Annotated in this window: 17 protein-coding genes; 2 read left to right on the forward strand and 15 right to left on the reverse strand. The window is 52.3% G+C overall.

The features are described 5' to 3' along the window. Positions 1–74: 74 nt before the first annotated feature. On the reverse strand, positions 75–614 hold the full coding sequence (locus H8K27_RS13410; RefSeq protein ID WP_186863680.1) for an FKBP-type peptidyl-prolyl cis-trans isomerase: 540 nt from the start codon (positions 612–614) through the stop codon (positions 75–77). A 78-nt stretch (positions 615–692) separates the two neighbouring features. Here H8K27_RS13410 and H8K27_RS13415 point away from each other — a divergent pair, with 78 nt between their 5' ends. After that, positions 693–1,826 carry a cupin domain-containing protein gene (locus tag H8K27_RS13415; RefSeq protein WP_186863681.1) on the forward strand — a complete coding sequence of 378 codons (1,134 nt, stop codon included), beginning with the start codon at positions 693–695 and terminating at the stop codon, positions 1,824–1,826. Positions 1,827–2,109: 283 nt separating this feature from the next. Then, positions 2,110–2,337: a hypothetical protein gene (locus H8K27_RS16555; protein WP_223827256.1), complete on the forward strand. Its 228-nt coding sequence runs from the start codon at positions 2,110–2,112 to the stop codon at positions 2,335–2,337. 131 nt (positions 2,338–2,468) lie between these two features. Here the strand turns inward: H8K27_RS16555 and bamC are convergent, their stop codons facing one another. The 14 genes from bamC to trpA all read right to left on the reverse strand — a co-directional run bounded on the left by bamC (position 2,469) and on the right by trpA (position 17,717). Next, positions 2,469–3,635 (reverse strand): outer membrane protein assembly factor BamC, encoded by a 1,167-nt coding sequence (bamC, locus tag H8K27_RS13425; RefSeq protein WP_186863683.1) that lies wholly within the window; start codon positions 3,633–3,635, stop codon positions 2,469–2,471. A 78-nt stretch (positions 3,636–3,713) separates the two neighbouring features. Further along, the gene (gene dapA, locus H8K27_RS13430; protein WP_186863684.1) at positions 3,714–4,598 is read right to left on the reverse strand and encodes a 4-hydroxy-tetrahydrodipicolinate synthase; all 885 of its coding nucleotides are present in this window, start codon (positions 4,596–4,598) and stop codon (positions 3,714–3,716) included. 90 nt (positions 4,599–4,688) lie between these two features. Then, positions 4,689–5,294, reverse strand: a complete 606-nt coding sequence (locus tag H8K27_RS13435) for a class I SAM-dependent methyltransferase (protein ID WP_186863685.1) — start codon at positions 5,292–5,294, stop codon at positions 4,689–4,691. A gap of 13 nt (positions 5,295–5,307) precedes the next feature. Then, on the reverse strand, positions 5,308–5,970 hold the full coding sequence (locus H8K27_RS13440) for a site-2 protease family protein (protein WP_186863686.1): 663 nt from the start codon (positions 5,968–5,970) through the stop codon (positions 5,308–5,310). A 97-nt stretch (positions 5,971–6,067) separates the two neighbouring features. Beyond that, on the reverse strand, positions 6,068–6,691 hold the full coding sequence (locus H8K27_RS13445; RefSeq protein WP_186863687.1) for an L-threonylcarbamoyladenylate synthase: 624 nt from the start codon (positions 6,689–6,691) through the stop codon (positions 6,068–6,070). 52 nt (positions 6,692–6,743) lie between these two features. After that, positions 6,744–7,619 (reverse strand): protease HtpX, encoded by an 876-nt coding sequence (htpX, locus tag H8K27_RS13450; RefSeq protein WP_186863688.1) that lies wholly within the window; start codon positions 7,617–7,619, stop codon positions 6,744–6,746. A gap of 68 nt (positions 7,620–7,687) precedes the next feature. Beyond that, positions 7,688–8,542: a 3',5'-nucleoside bisphosphate phosphatase gene (locus H8K27_RS13455; RefSeq protein ID WP_186863689.1), complete on the reverse strand. Its 855-nt coding sequence runs from the start codon at positions 8,540–8,542 to the stop codon at positions 7,688–7,690. 106 nt (positions 8,543–8,648) lie between these two features. Further along, positions 8,649–10,913 (reverse strand): TonB-dependent receptor plug domain-containing protein, encoded by a 2,265-nt coding sequence (locus H8K27_RS13460; RefSeq protein WP_230419296.1) that lies wholly within the window; start codon positions 10,911–10,913, stop codon positions 8,649–8,651. 455 nt (positions 10,914–11,368) lie between these two features. Next, positions 11,369–12,889 (reverse strand): amidophosphoribosyltransferase, encoded by a 1,521-nt coding sequence (purF, locus tag H8K27_RS13465; protein ID WP_186863690.1) that lies wholly within the window; start codon positions 12,887–12,889, stop codon positions 11,369–11,371. A gap of 22 nt (positions 12,890–12,911) precedes the next feature. Next, positions 12,912–13,400 carry a CvpA family protein gene (locus tag H8K27_RS13470; RefSeq protein WP_176803645.1) on the reverse strand — a complete coding sequence of 163 codons (489 nt, stop codon included), beginning with the start codon at positions 13,398–13,400 and terminating at the stop codon, positions 12,912–12,914. A 15-nt stretch (positions 13,401–13,415) separates the two neighbouring features. After that, positions 13,416–14,525 carry an SPOR domain-containing protein gene (locus H8K27_RS13475; RefSeq protein WP_186863691.1) on the reverse strand — a complete coding sequence of 370 codons (1,110 nt, stop codon included), beginning with the start codon at positions 14,523–14,525 and terminating at the stop codon, positions 13,416–13,418. Positions 14,526–14,593: 68 nt separating this feature from the next. Next, complete coding sequence (folC, locus tag H8K27_RS13480; RefSeq protein WP_186863692.1) at positions 14,594–15,883, reverse strand: bifunctional tetrahydrofolate synthase/dihydrofolate synthase; 1,290 nt, start codon at positions 15,881–15,883, stop codon at positions 14,594–14,596. Between the two features lie 60 nt (positions 15,884–15,943). After that, positions 15,944–16,816: an acetyl-CoA carboxylase, carboxyltransferase subunit beta gene (gene accD / locus H8K27_RS13485; RefSeq protein WP_186863693.1), complete on the reverse strand. Its 873-nt coding sequence runs from the start codon at positions 16,814–16,816 to the stop codon at positions 15,944–15,946. A 103-nt stretch (positions 16,817–16,919) separates the two neighbouring features. After that, positions 16,920–17,717 carry a tryptophan synthase subunit alpha gene (gene trpA, locus H8K27_RS13490; protein WP_186863694.1) on the reverse strand — a complete coding sequence of 266 codons (798 nt, stop codon included), beginning with the start codon at positions 17,715–17,717 and terminating at the stop codon, positions 16,920–16,922. Positions 17,718–17,832 lie beyond the last annotated feature (115 nt).

Consider the following 17,832-nt stretch of genomic DNA (forward strand, 5'->3'; position numbering starts at 1 on the left):
TTTGATTGACTTAACGTGATCTAAAATAAAAAAACCGCAAGAATTTGCGGTTTTTTCATTTACTCAGGAAAGGCTCAGTGAATGATATGCGTCCGGTATTCATCTCCGGTATCGCCATCATCTTCATCATCGTGCGCGTGTCCATGTTCGCCATGCACGTGACCATGTGCAACTTCTTCCTCAGTAGCTTCACGCACTGCCTCTACTGTCAGAGTAAAACGCAGCGCAATGCCTGCCAAGGGGTGATTGCCATCCAGCACGACCTTATCATCAGCAATATCGGTGATGGTGAAAATATGTCCATCATGATCATCAGATTCTTCAGGGGTTCCTTCAAACTGCATACCGACTTCCAGCGGTGAAGGAAAACGGTCACGCGCTTCCACCTTCACCAGTTCCGCATCATAATCACCAAACGCGTCTTCCGGATTAAGCTGGACGGTCGTGTGATAGCCGGCTTCCTTGCCTTCCAGTGCTTCCTCAATTTTCGGAAAAATATTGTCATAGCCACCATGCAGATAAACCATAGGCTCAATGCCTTCCTCGATCAGATTGTCTTGCGCATCCGTTAGCTTATAACGGGCTGTAACAACTGAGTTTTTGACAATCTTCATATTTCATCCTTCAAAATTTTATCGATGTCAGATTATACCTGTCTGGAACTGCCGGGCAGGCAAGCCTATAATGCCAAAATGAAAAAATTTAATTCCCCGATCAGTCTTTTGGGCAACATCAGCCCGGAGCAATTTCTCAGCGAGTACTGGCATAAAAAACCTTTACTCATCCGTCAAGCAATTCCTCAGTTTAAAGCCTTTATTGAGCCCCAGGAGCTATTTTCCATGGCAGAGCGCGATGACGTGGAGTCTCGCCTCATCAGCTTCTTCAGCAAGCATTGGGAAATGCAACGCGGCCCCTTGCATCAAATTCCGCTCCAGCAAAAGAAAGACTGGACTCTGCTGATTCAGGGTGTCAACCTGCACCATACTCAGGCAGACGAATTACTGCGGCAATTCCGCTTTCTGCCCGACAGCCGGCTGGATGACCTGATGATCAGCTATGCCGTGGACGGCGGCGGTGTTGGTCCCCATTTCGATTCCTACGATGTGTTTTTGCTGCAGGCGCATGGCCAGCGCCGCTGGCAAATCAGCGCCCAGAAAGATCTGTCATTGATTGAGGGAATGCCCCTGAAGATCCTGAGCCATTTCACTCCGGAACAGGAATTTATTCTGGAACCGGGGGACATGCTTTACCTGCCACCCCATTATGCTCATGATGGGGCGGCAATTGGTGAATGCATGACTTATTCGATTGGTTTCAGAGCACCGGCTTATCAGGAAATCGGTGAGGCATTCCTGCATTTCATGTCAGACACCATTGATTTACCGGGCCGCTACAGTGATCCAGATCTGCAGGCAACATCAAAACCAGCCGAAATCAGTCAGGAATTTTTGCAGAAAATCAGCGAACAAATTCAAAAAATCCAGTTTACGCCGGATGACATCGCCATTTTCCTCGGAGAGTATTTATCCGAACCCAAACCCAGCGTGTATTTCTCGTCGCCAGAAAAACCTTTATCACCCAAGCGTTTTGAACAGGCAGCACGCAAAAAAGGAATCCGGCTCTCATTAAAAACGTCCATGCTGTACAAAGGTAAACATATTTTCATTAATGGAGAATCGTTTGCTGTCGGACGGGAAGACAAATCATTGCTCAACAAGCTGGCCAATCAGCGCTTTCTCGAGGGTATGGACTTAGAAACTGCTTCAACTGACGTCATTGAAGCTTTTTGTCTCTGGTATGAAGATGGCTGGATAGAAATAAACTGAAGCGGACAACTCGAATAAGTAACTGTTTATCAATATAATAACGAGCAAATGGATTAATTTTTTTTCTTATATGAAATATTTATGAAATTAAATCTAATTAGACGCCAATATCTATTCCATTGCCTGAAAAATCATTATAATCGTGGGTTAGGAAACTTTTGAAGGAAAAAGTGAGTTCCATCAGCAATTTCCTTCGGGTAAGCCTATAGAGCGATAATTACCGGTAATTATTCATCGCAAAATTTTGATCTTATTTTTTGATCTACTTATTGAAAGTACAAACATGAAAAAATCACTCTTGCTCGTATCCCTGTTGGCAATCGCTTTGGCTGCTTGCGGCAAAAAAGAAGAAGCTGCACCAGCTCCAGCAGCTTCTGCAGTTGCTCCAGCTCCAGCATCCGCAACTGACGCTCCAGCAGCAGCTCCAGCTCCTGCAGCAGCTTCTGACGCAGCAGCAGCTTCTGGCGCAGCTCCAGCAGCTTCCGCAACAGCAGCTCCAGCTTCCAAGTAATTTTTACTTGTTTGCAAAAAAGCCGGCCATTGGCCGGCTTTTTTTATGTCTGAACTTTCCCCCTCCAGAAGAATGCAGATACAAAAAAAGCACGGAAATCCGTGCTTTTTTTGTATCTGATTTTATTGCGTTTACTTCAATTGTTCATTCAACAGTTGCAAAATCTTTTCAGCAACTGGCGAAGAATCAATCTTGCCGTCATTGTTATGAACAGAGATATGACTTACTTCGCCATTTCCTGCATTTTTTACCAGGATACGATACCGCTTGGCATCTTTGGCTGCATCGCTTGAAGAACCAAATGAGAACAATCTGGAGAAGAAACCTTCACTGGCACCTTTCGACTTGGCATCTATATCCTGATCAATATAGCGAACAAAATACAATCCCTGAGAACGATCCCGGTCTTCAACAGTGAATCCGACGCGGTCCAGCGCCAGTCCAACACGACGCCATGAACGCTCAAAGCCCTCATCTACCTCAACATAGCTCAGCTCACCACTCTTCAGCAGTTGTGAACGTGGCTTCACCGGAGCAGCAGCAGTCGTCACAGCAGCTTTCGCTGTTTCCGCATCAGAACCCAGGCGAACCATCAGGCGGGACAGAAATTCCGCCTCCAGGCCAGGATCTGCCGGGCGCGGAGTCCAGATCGTGCCATCCTTCTGTGCGCCGGTCACCACTTCCTGCGCGCCACGGTGGCTGATATAGATTTCGACTTCGCCATTCGCACTGCGCTCCAGTCGGGTACGGAATTTATCCCGTTCGCCTGTCGAGTACAGCGAGTCAATGACTTTACCCAGCGTACTGCGGATAATGTCTTGTGGAATCTTTGCCCGGTTTTCCGCCCAGTCCGTTTCCATGACGCCAGCTTCCTGATTTTCTACATTGATCAGGAAACCCAGTTCTTGCCAGAAATCTTTAATCTGCGGCCATAACGCTTCAGGCGCTTGCCCGACAACCAGCCAGCGCTGGGAACCATCACGCATGATGCGCATATTTTTCAGTTGCAGCGGAGCGACTGTTGCTGTCGTACCAGTCGTCTGCTTCACACCTTTTTCCAGATTGTAACTGGAAGCAGTTGCGCTGCTTTTATTCGCATCAGGAATAGCAAAACGGCTGTCACGGCGAATCTGGGTTAAATCAGGCGGGACCTCCAGCGAAGCAGTTGTCACTTTTCCTGCACTCTTATAATCAATTTTATTGGGCTCGATCATATTACTGATCGAGCTGCAACCGGCTAATCCGATAATTGCGACCGCTCCGATAATCCCATTTTTGGCGACAAAGCTTTTTGCCATGTGAAAGTCCCTAGATTGATAATCAATTAAACTGCACCTGCGCCGCGGACAATGCATGACATTGTCCGCCGGGGATGCTTATTGTAATACACCTGCTTCACGCATCGCTGCACGCACAGTTTCGTGATACGAGTCCGCGAGCGGAACGAGCGGCAAACGGATTCCTGACGGGATCAGCCCCATTTCTGTCATCGCCCATTTCACCGGCAATGGGTTTGGTTCAATGAATAACTTGTTATGCAAAGGCAACATACGATTATTGATGCTGACGGCCTGACGGATGTCTCCGCGCATCGCTGCCGCACACAGTTCGCTCATGGCTTTTGGTGCAACGTTTGCAGTGACGGAGATATTTCCTTTACCACCGCAAAACATCAGGCTCATAGCAGTCGCATCGTCACCCGAATACACGGCAAAATCTTCAGGAGCGAGGCGGATCAGGTCTGTGCCACGCGCAATATTACCTGTTGCATCTTTCACACCGATAATGCCCGGCACCTGAGCCAGGCGCAAGATCGTATCGTTCGACATATCCGCGACAGTACGGCCTGGGACGTTATACAAAATGACAGGAATATCGACAGATTCAGCGATTTTTTTGAAGTGCTGGTACATTCCCTCCTGAGTCGGACGGTTATAGTAAGGCACGACCTGCAGGGACGCATCAGCACCGATCTGTTTGGCAAACTTGGTCAGTTCAATGGCTTCAACAGTGGAATTGCCACCAGAACCGGCAATGATGGGAATGCGCTTATTTGCATGCTCTACCGTCACACGGATCAGCTCGCAGTGTTCTTCAACTGAAACTGTCGGCGATTCGCCAGTAGTTCCAACGATCACAATGCCATCAGTTCCTTCTGCAATATGCCAGTCGATCAGTTTGCGCAAGCATGGCAAATCAAGACTGCCATCCGCGTGCATAGGGGTCACAATCGCGACCAGACTTCCCTGAATATTTGTCATGTTAGTGCAAGAAAAAAAGTAAAACCCCGATTGTAGCGGATACACCATCAGTCTGGGCGCAAATGGAATGTAAATAGCTGGAATTAAGACTCAAAGTGCCGCCGTCCGGAGGCAAAGGGAATCCAGCGCAGTCAGTGCGCTGGCCTTGCGGGCACATATTCTCTGCACCATCGCGACCCTGGGAGTTTCAACAACACCATTTTCATAAGCAATGATCTGCATCTGCACAAGAGGATTAGACTGCATTTGCTGCAGAAGTTCGCCAGTACGCAGCAGAAAATCCGGGTTGGATGGTCGGCCGAACTGCGCATTGCCATCTGAAAATGTTTCATAAATCAGCAAGCCCCCCTCTTTCAGGCTGGAGAGCAAATGCGGGAATAACGGTCTGTGCAGATAATTACAGACAATGACACTGTCAAACGTATGTTCGCCAAACGGCCAGTTCACACCGTCCGGCCCGGATTCGAGATCATGCAGCATCGTTTCGGCACCAAGCTGCTGCAGCGCATGCAATGCAGCTGGATCGCGATCCAGCGCCAGTACCGGTCTGCCCTGCGCCAACAGCCACTGCGTGTGCCGGCCACCGCCACAAGCGAGATCCAGACACAGGCCTGGCGGCAATAACGGGGTGAATCGCCGGACCCAGCCGGACGGTGGTACTGCTTGCACAGAAGAAACGACGGCAGCTTGTTGCATAAATTTTTCCCGGCTATACGCCCAGCAGCAGCGTCAGTGGCGACAAGAGCAACTGTATCAGCATGCTGGACACCATCATGACAGGCATCAGCCAGAATTGCAGCACATGCAGCATCACCAGTGCCATCACAATGAAAAATCCATATGGTTCGATCTGGGCAAATTTATACGCCAGCTTATAAGGCAGCAGGCTGACTAATATCCGCCCCCCATCCAGCGGCGGCACAGGGAACAGATTAAACGCAAACATGACCAGATTGGTCAGCAGACCCGCATTCGCCATTTTCAGGAAATACGGTTCAGTAACGCCGCCTGCCTGCAAGAGTATATCCATGCACACCCAGCCAATGGCCATGACAAAATTGGCAGCAGGCCCCGCCAGCGCGACCCACGCCATGTCTCTTTTCGGTTTGCGCAATTGTGAGAAATTAACCGGCACCGGCTTGGCATAGCCGAACAAAAAAGCGCCTCCTGTTGCCACATAGAGGACAGCAGGAATCACAATCGTCCCCAGCGGATCAATATGCACTATCGGGTTCAGGCTTACCCTGCCCTGGCTGTATGCTGTCATGTCACCGAAATATTTCGCTGCGTAGCCATGCGCAGCTTCATGCAGGGTGATTGCAAAAATCACTGGCAACGCATAAACCAGCACGGTCTGTATCAATTCATTCATAAAATTTCAGTCACTCTCATTCAGATTCAGGTACCCGGAAAATCATCCGCCACAGAACGCAGTATTCAATCTGTTGGCCGGTTATTGACAAGCAAAATTACAAGCCGAACAAACTGGCATCCCCGCGCCCCTGCCGGACCAGCTCCAGCGTATCGTGCGTCATATCAATCACGGTTGTAGGTGATAAACTGCAGGCTCCGCCGTCGATGACCAAATCCACCAGTTTCTCGAGCTTTTGGCGAATCTGTTCAGCATCAGTCAGCGGCTCACTCTCATCAGGCAAGATGAGTGTGGTTGCCAGCAAGGGTTGCCCCAATTCATGGATCAGCGCATGAATGATTTTATTCTCAGGCACCCGCAAACCGATGGTTTTTCGTTGCGGATGGCTCAGTCTGCGCGGCACTTCTTTAGTCGCTTCCAGAATCATGGTGTAAGGCCCGGGAGTTGCCGCCTTCAGCAAGCGATACTGGCGGTTGTCCACCTTTGCGTACAAGGCAATCTCGGACAGGTCCCGGCACAATAAAGTCAGATGGTGTTTTTCATCCACCCCGCGGATGCGACGCAAACGCATGACCGCCTCTTTGTCATCCAGATGGCATACCAGCGCATAACAGGAATCCGTCGGAACAGCGACCACACCGCCCTGATCAATGATCTGCACCGCCTGCTTAATCAGCCGCAGCTGAGGATTATCGGGATGAATTTGAAAGAATTGGCTCATAAAAAGAATAAGGCGGCAGCCAAAGCTACCGCCGCAAATCACTACACGGACATTATTTCAGATTTTGCAATGCCGCGATACGTTCTTCCATCGGAGGATGCGAAGAAAATAAAGCGCTCCAGCCTGGCTGATCGCTGATTCCCGCTGCGGCCATCGATTTCGGTAATTCACCCGGCTCCATACCGCCGAGTCGCGCCAGAGCATGAATCATCGGCTGGCGATTTCCCAGCAGCCGCGCTGAACCGGCATCAGCCCGGAATTCACGCTGACGTGAAAACCATGCCACAATCATGGATGCGGCGATGCCGAAAATCATTTCACAGACAAACACGGTAATCATGTAACCAATACCTGGCCGGTCATCATCACCATTCCGGAACACTGTTTTATCAATCGCGTATCCGACAACCCGCGCCAGGAAAACGACAAAGGTATTCACCACGCCCTGAATCAGCGTCATCGTGACCATGTCGCCATTAGCAATGTGCGCCACTTCGTGTCCGAGCACCGCCTCCACCTCTTCCTTCGTCATACTTTCAAGCAGACCGGTGGAAACCGCGACGAGTGCAGAATTTTTAAATGCGCCGGTTGCAAAAGCGTTTGGCTCGCCGTTGTAGACAGCAACTTCCGGCATCGCAATACCGGCACGCTCCGACAATGCCCTGACGGTATTAACCAGCCACAGTTCGGTCGATGACGCGGGCGCTTCGATCACGCGCGCTCCGGTGGACCATTTGGCCATGGGTTTGCTGATCAGCAGGGAAAAAATAGCCCCGGTAAAACCGACGACCAGCGAAAACGCCATCAGCGTGCCCATTTGCAGGCCATTGGCGGTCAGATAGCGGTTTACCCCGAGTACAGAAAGCACAATGGACATCACTGCCATGACAGCCAGATTGGTCAGCAAAAACAGAACAATACGTTTCATCCGGATTCTCCCGATAGAAGGAAAAAGTCAATCAATTGGCGTGCATATGGGGATGTGATGCCCTGATTTCAAGCCAGCGACCAGTTTTCCCAGACTGCTCTGGATGCCGCGGGCAGTGCTGGCAAGCGGCCAATATCGACTTCGGCATCTTCCGGTGAATGGAAGTCGGAACCACGGGATACCAGAAAACCATACCGATTCGCGATGCGGGTGTACTCGTCGTACTGATCCGGCGTATGGCTGCCAGTGACGGTTTCAATGGCGACGCCGCCCAGCGTGCGGAATTCATGAAACAGGCTGTCAAAGGCAAGCGGGCTGAACTCATATCTTCCCGGATGCGCAATCACTGCCTGACCGCCTGCGCCGCGTATCCAGTCAACAGCTTCTGTCAGCGTGGCCCAGCGATGCGGCACAAAGCCGGGCTTTCCATCGGCCAGATAATGCCGGAATACTTCCGCCACCGAGCTGCAGGCGCCAATTTCCACCAGATAGCGGGCGAAATGCGAGCGGGAAATCAGGTCAGGATTGCCCACATACCGCAATGCGCCCTCAAAAGTACCGTGAATGCCTGCAGTACGCGCCAGATCATCCGCCATGTCATGCGCGCGGCGCTCGCGTCCGGAACGGGTTTTCGCCAGTCCCTGTACCAGCGCAGAATTCTGCTCATCAATACCCAGGCCGACAATATGCACGGTCTTACCAGCCCAGGTTACGGAAATTTCAACCCCCGCAACAAAAGGCATACCCAGTGACTGCGCCGCAGCGCGCGCCCCGGCAATGCCACTGACTTCATCATGATCGGTCAGCGCCCACAGCTCAACCCCGTTGTCGGCAGCGCGCTGCGCCAGCGTGGCAGGAGACAGGACACCGTCGGAAACGGTGGAATGGCAATGCAGATCCGCATTCAATAACAGGACAGACATAATCAACCTTGAACAAACTATTTCACACAACACATTAATTCAGGTCTGATTGTACTCCTGCTGTTTCTATTGCGCTGCAGCAGCCCGGCTTCCAGGTTGCAAAGTCTTACAGCTTCATTTCCAGGCGCAAGGTCCAGGTGGTGTAGGTTCTGGCGGTTATGTAATCAATATGGCTCAGGTTTGCAGTTGTGAGCTGGCTGCTGCTCAGGAAATCACTGCCCTGCAGGTTATTGGCGGAGAGACGCAATTGCAGGTCGGGAGAGAATTTCCAGAGGCCATATAAATCCAATTGTCGTTTAATACCCGTAAAACTGAGCTGCTGATTGGTGGACTGGGTGTAATACGCCGGCGTCCAGTTCACATTCCCCCCCAAAGTCAGCGGTGTGCCGCCAACACGATAGTCCATTCCGAGGTTGGCAGTCTGGGATGGCTGCGTATCAAGGCGGTTATTCGGTCCCTGAATATCATCGACACTGGACCAGAAATGACTGTAATTGCTGCGAAAATCAATGGCTGGCCCGTTCGGGAAAAACTCCTGCAACTGAAATTTCGCTTCCAGCTCCACGCCTTTGGTGATGGCATGACCAATATTGACCGGGGAAGAAACCCAGCGCGGACCAGTTGAGGTATTTACCAGCTGCGTGGTGCGTCGCATCAGATCATCAATGCTGCGGACAAACAGGTTAGCGCTCAGAATTCCGGCACGGGTCAGATAATGCTCAAAAGCGAGATCAAGTCCCTTGGACAGCTCCGGCTTCAGATTCGGATTACCGGTACGGTCTGGTCGGGTCGGGCTGTTCAGGTTGGAAATACTGGGTAAGGCGATCAGATCATTCAACGCTGGCGCCCGGTAAGTGCTGCTGAGGCCAATCCGGAACTGATCCCTGGAATCAGGAATCCGCCAGACTCCGTGCACAATCGGACTCCAGACACGGCTGTCATTATTCACAGCACCGGAAGACAGTGTGCTGGAAGTATGAATACCTTCCCAGCGTAATCCTGCATAGGCGGCGAGCTGCGGATTGATATCGAATTCATCCTGCACAAACAAGGTAATGCGTCTTGTGCTGGCATCCAGATTATCGCCGGAATCAGCAAACTGGGGCAGACCGTTGTCGAGCGATGTGCGGGTCTGGGTGCGTTTGCCGGCTTCCAGCTCCCATCCTGCCGCCAGAGTCTGTCCCTCTCCAAGCGGACGCATATATTTGCCGCCGGTATTCAGACTGCTGTCACGGGTATTGTTGACATCAGTGATCAGGTCAATCTGATGCCCGCTCTGATCGAATTGCGTCCGCAGCGAGGAACTGTCCATTTTGCCCACGCCACCGCCAAATTTCACGGTCAGTCTGCTGTTGTCCTCAAAGCGATGTTGCCAGTTTCCAAAGCCGCGCAAAAATGTCGTATCCGCATGGGCGGAAGACGACGCCGATGCATAAGGCGCAGGCGCCAGCAAAGTTGGTGACCGGTAAAGCAGATCAACCTGACTTTGCCCACTCGAATCACTGCGGGAATTCATCAGAAAAGGCTGCAGCATCAGGGTGTCGCCATTTTCAAAGCGATAATTAAAACGCGGCGTCAGGTGAATACCGGTAGTCTGGCGATTGGTCAGATCATGTTGATTCTGCAGCAGCGTCGTATTTCCGGCGCCATCCTGCTCCTGGGTGGCGGTTTCTGTATCGTCATGCTGCCGGTTCTGAAATACTGAGCCGCTGATGGCATAACTCAGATTGCCGATCTCGCCCGGATAAGTCAGGGACACATTCGGTGCAAGGCGCCCCTGCTCGGAACCGAGCGACATCTTGAGATCGGTATTTTTCTGCTTGTATTCCTCGCGCAAAACGATATTGATCGTCCCGGCAATTGCCTGTGTACTGAATTCCGCTACTGCACCGCGTACAATTTCAATCCGCTCGACCTGATCCGGCGTCAGCGAGTCCATCGAAAAGCCACGGGGGGGGCGCTCGCCATTAATGAGAATCTGGGTATAACCATTGCCCATCCCGCGCATACGGATGTCACCGCCGCGCCCCGGGCGCCCACCCATAGTCACACCCGGCAGGCGCTTTAACACTTCACCGATACTGGTGTCGCCATTCCTGTCTAATTCATCGCGGCCAAAAATCAATTTTGCGGCGGTCGCCTGACGCCGCTCGTCCATCTCGGAACGCGCTCCGCTGATCGTGACTTTCTGGACTGAATCTGCGTTTTCCTTGCCGGCTTTATTTGGCTGCGTTTTAGCTGGTAATGCCTTAGGATCATCTGCGGTCCTGACCGGGTTATTGGCGGTCTCCTGCGCCCGGACAATCGGTACAGGTAACAATGTGGCGGCAATAGCCAGCGTCAGCGGTGAAATACGGTAGAGAATCAGCATGGAAAAAAATGAAAATGTCGGCTTCACACTGTGCCGTTTTATGACGACATGCAGTACCTTAAACAGCACTGAACGATGAGCCGGAATTCACCGGCATCCGCTTTCCGCGCACCGTAGCAATGCCGCCTCATCAAAACGGTCTCATTGTATTTTTATCAGCCGGCACGCACCAGTATGCGGGGCTTCCGTTTTGTATGGTATTGAAACAGGCAAGCGTCACCGATACTTTGTGATACCTCCCGGCTCACCTGCAATGACACTGGCGGTGAATCACTGAAACGAGGTCAGCAGAGAAATTATCACACCAACATACTCCCACCCAGTATATTTAAAACCTCTTTATTGACGCTGAGAAGCAGCCATTTTTAGCCTATACTCCCGTAAAAAAAGCCTGCCCTGAAACTCAGGACAGGCTTTTGATCTCACAGTTCACGCTGTACCGGGAGTAGTCTGATTCAGTCAGACTGACCAGACAAATTCAGATTCAGCTGCGAACGCAGCAAGTCCTCCGTCTCTGGGCGAGGGTTGCTGCGCGCGGCTTCCAGCTTGTCGAGATAAGCCGGCGTGACATCGCCGGTTACGTAAAAACCATCGAAGCAGGATGCCTCAATATTTCTCAGTGCCGGATTCACGTCTGCAATAGAACGTTTCATGGCAGAGACGTCCTGATACACCAGCGCATCCGCCGTAATTTCGCGGCACACTTCTTCTTCGCTGCGGCCATAGGCAATCAGCTCGCTGCGGGTTGGCATATCAATGCCGTACACATTAGGGAACTGCACCGGCGGCGCCGCCGAAGCAAATATCACGCGCTTGGCGCCGGACTCGCGCGCCATCTGCACGATCTCACGGCTGGTCGTTCCGCGTACGATGGAATCATCCACCAGCAAAACGCTCTTCCCTTTGAATTCCTGGCTGATCGCATTGAGTTTCTGGCGGACAGATTTGCGGCGCACAGACTGCCCCGGCATCATAAACGTACGGCCAATATAGCGGTTTTTGATAAAACCTTCGCGGTACTCCAGATTCAGCTTCTGCGCCAGCTCCATCGCCGATGGACGGGAGGAATCGGGAATCGGCATCACCACGTCAATCTCGCCATGTCCAAACTGATTACGGACTTTCTCTGCCAGATATTCGCCCATTTTCAGGCGGGTCAGATAAACGGATGCACCGTCGATAATCGAGTCTGGACGCGCCAGATACACATATTCAAACGCGCAGGGGTTAAGGCTGGGGTTTTCAGCACATTGCTGCTGATACAGCTGACCATTCAGATCGATGAACAGGGCTTCGCCCGGTTCCACGTCACGCAAAAATTTAAATCCCAGACCTTCCAGTGCGACCGATTCGCTGGCAATCATGTATTCGACACCCACTTCTGTGTGAGATACGCCGATACACAGAGGACGAATGCCGTATGGGTCGCGGAAAGCCAGCAAGCCGTAACCGGCAATCTGCGCCACGACCGCATATGATCCGCGCACCCGGCGATGCAGCATGGCCACCGCGCGGAACAATGCCTCCGGGTCCAGCGAATAGCCGCTGGTCACTTCCTGAATCTGATGCGCCAGGATATTGAGCAACACTTCTGAGTCGGAATCCGTATTCAGATGACGGCGGTCATTTTTGAACAATTCGATTTTGAGTTCGACCGCATTCGTCAGATTGCCGTTATGCGCCAACACAATACCGAACGGCGCATTCACGTAAAATGGCTGCGCCTCTTCTTCACTGGTCGAACCCGCTGTCGGATAACGAACCTGACCAATACCGACATTACCCGGCAGGGAGCGCATATTGCGGGTGCGGAACACGTCGCGCACCAGACCATTCGCTTTATGCATCGCAAATTTATTGCCGTGACTGGTGGCGATACCAGCCGCATCCTGACCACGATGCTGCAGCAATAACAGCGCATCATAGATCAGTTGATTAACGGGATTACTTGAAACAACACCGACGATGCCACACATGGTGGACTCCTAAAAAGACAAATTAAAACCGTACATGACTGGAAACCGACGCCGGCAAAAACGGAATCACCGTATTCGCTGCGGTTTCTGCCAAAGGACTGAACACGGCATTTTTCCAGAATGCCTGCTGCGGCATGGAGGTCATCCCGCACACCAGCACAGCTGCCAATACCAGCACGCAACCGCGTGCCAGTCCAAATAATCCACCCAGACCACGGTCTGCCAGCGACAGGCCGCTCGCCTTGATCACCGCATCGACCGCCATCATGACCAGCGCCATCAACAAACGGACACCGATAAACAAGGCCAGAAACGCAATAATCAACCGGACAATCTGCCCCGGGAAAAGCGATGGCAGCCAGCCAGCCAGTACTTCGCTGTAGGCGTTGGCAACCACAAAAGCAACGATCCAGCTCACCAGCGAAAGAATCTCTTTGATCAGGCCGCGCATCGTACTGATCACGATAGAACAAATCAGGATGATCAGAACCACATAGTCAAAAAGCGTCACGATGAATGCATCCGGTTAATTCGGCACCAGCGTGCCATTGAGTCCCTGTTTCACTAATCGGGCGCGCATTTTTTCCGCCTCGTCCTTAGAGGCAAACGGGCCAACCCGCACACGAATTTTTTCGCCTGAAGCAGTTGCCACTTTCTGCGTATAGGAACGGATGCCGGCGGCTTTCAGTTTTGACTGTAGTTCATCCACCTTATCCTGGCTGGCCAATGCCGCCACCTGTACCTGGTAAGCTGAAGATTTTTCGGCAACCTCTGTTTTGCCAGCAGGTTTGGCAACCGGTCTGGGCGGCGCTTTTCCTTCCAGAATCGCCATCGCACGGGCTGCCTCATCCTCGTCACCGGCAGGTTTCTGTGTTTTGACAGCCAGATTAGCGGAAGCGGCCGGCTTGATATCGGCGTGTTCGGTTTTGCGTTCTGCTTTTGCAGCAGGTTCTTTGACAGGGTCTTTGTCCCCTTGTCTGACGGCTGTTTTTGTATCGGCTTTTACTTCTGCTTTTGGCTCAGCCCTGAGTTCATTGCGGGTATCAGGCTTCACAGCGGAGAGATTGTCATTTTTGCCGTCAGTCCGCGCAGGTGCGGTCGACGTCGCTGTTGCTGCTTTTTCCGACCGGTTCTGACTGAGCGCCGTCACGGTGGCGACCGTTGCCGCCCCGGCAGCCACTACGGCAGCAGTTTTTCCGGCAGGCTGAGGGATATCCCGCTTTACCTTGTCTGCGCTGACAGGATCGATAATTTCTTCTCCGGCATCATCGGCACTGACGATTGTTTTACGTGGATTGACCGGTTCTGCCGGCTGGCTGGCGCTGCTGTCATTTGCCTTGTTGTCTTTGGAGGGAATCCTGATGGCGATATCATCCGGCAGGGGTCTGGGTTCAGAGTCGAGCAGCATTGGCAAACCGATGATAGCCGCCAGCGCCAGTGCGACCGCACCAATCAGGCGTCTTCTGGCGCGTTTTTTTTCGGGCAGGATAGGATCATCCGCTTTACGGCGGCTGGTATCGGCCTTCTTGCTGCGGCTGCGCGACTGTACGCTGTCTTCTTCGGCACGGGAGCGGAATTCGCCGCTGTCGTGGCTGTCAGATGTTTCCTGTTTTTTAAAACGCGAGAACAAACCCATGAGCGAATAATCTGTTTGGTGGACATTGTTTTACCCCTGAAAATCAAGGGTAAATCCGCAAAATTGTCTTAATGCAGCGCTGACCTTCTGGCGCGCATCACACCCGCCACCGTCAGGAAAGAACCGAAGACCACTATTCTATCATTTTCACCCGCCTGACTCATGGCCTGTGCATACGCCTGCTCAGGAGAATCAAAGGTCTGGATGGTTTTTTCCGGATCAGCCAGCACTCCGGCGTCCAGCAGTTTCTGTTTCAGCTGCAATGCCGTTGCCGCCCGTGGCAGCGGCAGGCCGGTCACATACCAATGGTCAATCTTTCCTTTCAGATGTGCGATCACACCGTCAATATCTTTGTCCAGCATGGAACCGAAAACGGCGTAGGTATAAGCATGAAAACCCATGTTGTCGAGATTCTGGGACAGCGTCGCCGCTGCATGCGGGTTATGCGCCACATCCAGCACGACGGACGGCCGGCCGGGCATCACCTGAAAACGCCCGGGTAAATCGACCATCGCCAGTCCGGTACGAACCTCTTGCGCCCCCACCGGTAACTCAATCCGCAATGCTTCCAGCGCAGCCAGTACCGCCGCCGCATTCAGCAACTGATTCGCGCCGCGCAGACTCGGATACCCGAGCGAATTGCGCCGCTGGGAACGGCCGCCGTAATTCCACTGCTGTTTATCGCCGTTGTAATTAAAATCGCGGCCAAACAACCAGAGGTCGGCACCAATCGCATTCGCATGGTCAATCAGCGATTGCGGCGGCAGCGGATCAGCGCAAATAGCCGCTTTACCGGGGCGGAATATTCCAGCCTTCTCAAAGCCGATTTTTTCGCGGGTATCGCCGAGGTAATCAGTGTGATCAATATCGATACTGGTCACGACAGACACATCGGCATCAATCACATTCACCGCATCCAGACGTCCGCCCAGCCCGACTTCCAGAATCACCACATCCAGCGGCGCTTCCGACAATAGTTGGCAGATTGCCAGCGTAGTGAATTCAAAGTAGGTCAGCGAGGTAGCCTCCCTCGCCTGCTCCACCGCTGCAAATGCCTTGATCAACACCGCGTCGCTGACGTTTTCGCCATTGATACGGGCACGCTCATTGAAATCAAGAAAATGTGGCTTGCTGTACAGCCCAACCCGGTAGCCGGCCTGCATCAGAATCGATTCCAGCATGGCACAGGTCGAGCCCTTGCCATTGGTTCCCGCCACCATAATGACAGGGCAATGGAACTGCAAATGCAGGCGGTCTTTAACTGAAGCAACGCGCTCCAGTCCCATGTCGATTTCTTTCGAGTGACGCGTTTCAAGCAGCGTCAGCCATTCCGGCAAGCTTACGGGTAAATTTGGCATAAGATAAAAAAAGCCCGAAGAACAGCGTTTCGGGCTTGGGGTATCAGAGTAAAGAGAAAATCAGGCAACGGCTTCAGCAGGCTGGCTTTGCAGCAAGGCTAACAAACGGGCAATTTCCTCACGCATCTTGCGGCGGTCGACAATCATGTCAATCGCACCTTTCTGCAGCAGGAATTCAGAACGCTGGAAACCTTCCGGCAGTTTTTCACGAACGGTATTTTCAATCACGCGCGGACCGGCGAAGCCAATCAGCGCTTTCGGCTCGGCAATCACGACATCGCCCAGGAACGCAAACGAGGCCGAAACGCCGCCTGTGGTCGGGTCAGTCAGTACCGAGATGAAAGGCAATTTCTTTTCAGATAATTTCGTCAGCATGGAGGTTGTTTTTGCCATCTGCATCAGCGACAGCACGCCTTCCTGCATACGGGCGCCACCACTGGCAGTAATGCAAATAAACGGCACTTTCTGCTCCAGCGCAGCCTGCGCACCACGGACAAAACGCTCACCCAGTACAGAGCCCATCGTACCGGCCATGAATTCATAGGCGAAACAGGACACAACGACCGGCACAGCCATGATGGAGCCGCCCATCACAACCATGGAATCGGTTTCCCCGGTACCTTCCAGCGCGTCTTTCAGACGGTCTGTGTATTTTTTACTGTCTTTGAATTTCAGCGTATCAACAGGTAGGATTTCCTGTCCGATTTCATAGCGGCCGCCGGCGTCGAGCAAAGCGTCGAGGCGTTCGCGGGCACTGATACGCATGTGATGACTGCATTTCGGGCAGACATGAATATTGGCTTCCAGATCAGAACGGTACAACACAGCCTCGCAGGACGGGCACTTGACCCAGAGTCCCTCAGGAATCGATTTCCGGTTTGCGGATTCCGAACGTTGTATGCGCGGTGGCAACAGTTTTTCTAACCAACTCATGTTTTCTCCTCATTGCTACTGGCAACCCCAGGGGTTTGCCAGTGTCTGATTCTCTGGTGCAAGAACCGTTCAGCGATCTGTTTTTTAACAGCAGGCGCGTATTTTACTCGTCCAACGCCTGTCTGACACCAGAAATAAAACTTTTTACTGCAGCAACTGCCTGTTCAGACGGGGTGTTTTCCAGCTCCTGAATAATACGGGACCCAATTACCACGCCGTCTGCCACTGAGCTGACCGCTCTTGCAGTGGCGCCGTCACGGATACCGAAACCGACGCCTACCGGTACGTTCACGTGCTTCCTGATCCGCGGGATCATGTCTGCAACCGCAGCCAGATCCAGATTACCGGAACCGGTAACCCCTTTCAGCGACACATAATACACATAACCGCTGGCAATCTTTCCAACCTGAGCCATGCGCTCATCGGTGGATGTCGGCGCCAGCAGGAAAATAGTGTCCATGTCATGTTGCTGCATTTCCGATGCGAATTCTTCGCACTCCTCGGGCGGATAATCCACCACGAGCACTCCGTCCACTCCGGCTTCGGCAGCCTGGCGGATAAAAGCCTGCTGCCCCATGCGTTCGACCGGATTGGCATATCCCATCAGCACGACCGGCGTTTTTTGATTGTTTACTCTAAATTCGCGGACGAATTGTAATACATCACGCAAACCAACTCCAAATTGCAGCGCCCGCTCCGATGCGCGCTGAATGACCGGGCCATCCGCCATCGGGTCGGAGAAAGGGACACCCAACTCAATAATATCCGCCCCGCCCTCGACCAGAGCATGCATCAGCGGCACCGTCATGGCGGGTGCCGGGTCTCCGGCAGTAATAAAAGGAATCAGTGCTTTTCTGTTGTGTGCTGCCAGTGCAGCCAGGGTACTTTTTATCTTTGACATAGTAGAAAACCTGTTGATCTGCCCGTCATTACGGGCCATAAAGTGTGTCAGGATGCATTCTCAGAATCCAGATACTCCCCCCAGTATGTTTTGAAATCCTTATTTTTTGTGGACT

The sequence above is a fragment of the Cognatundibacterium griseum genome (genome assembly GCF_014284195.1).
Taxonomy (GTDB): Bacteria; Pseudomonadota; Gammaproteobacteria; order Burkholderiales; family Burkholderiaceae_D; genus Undibacterium; species Undibacterium griseum.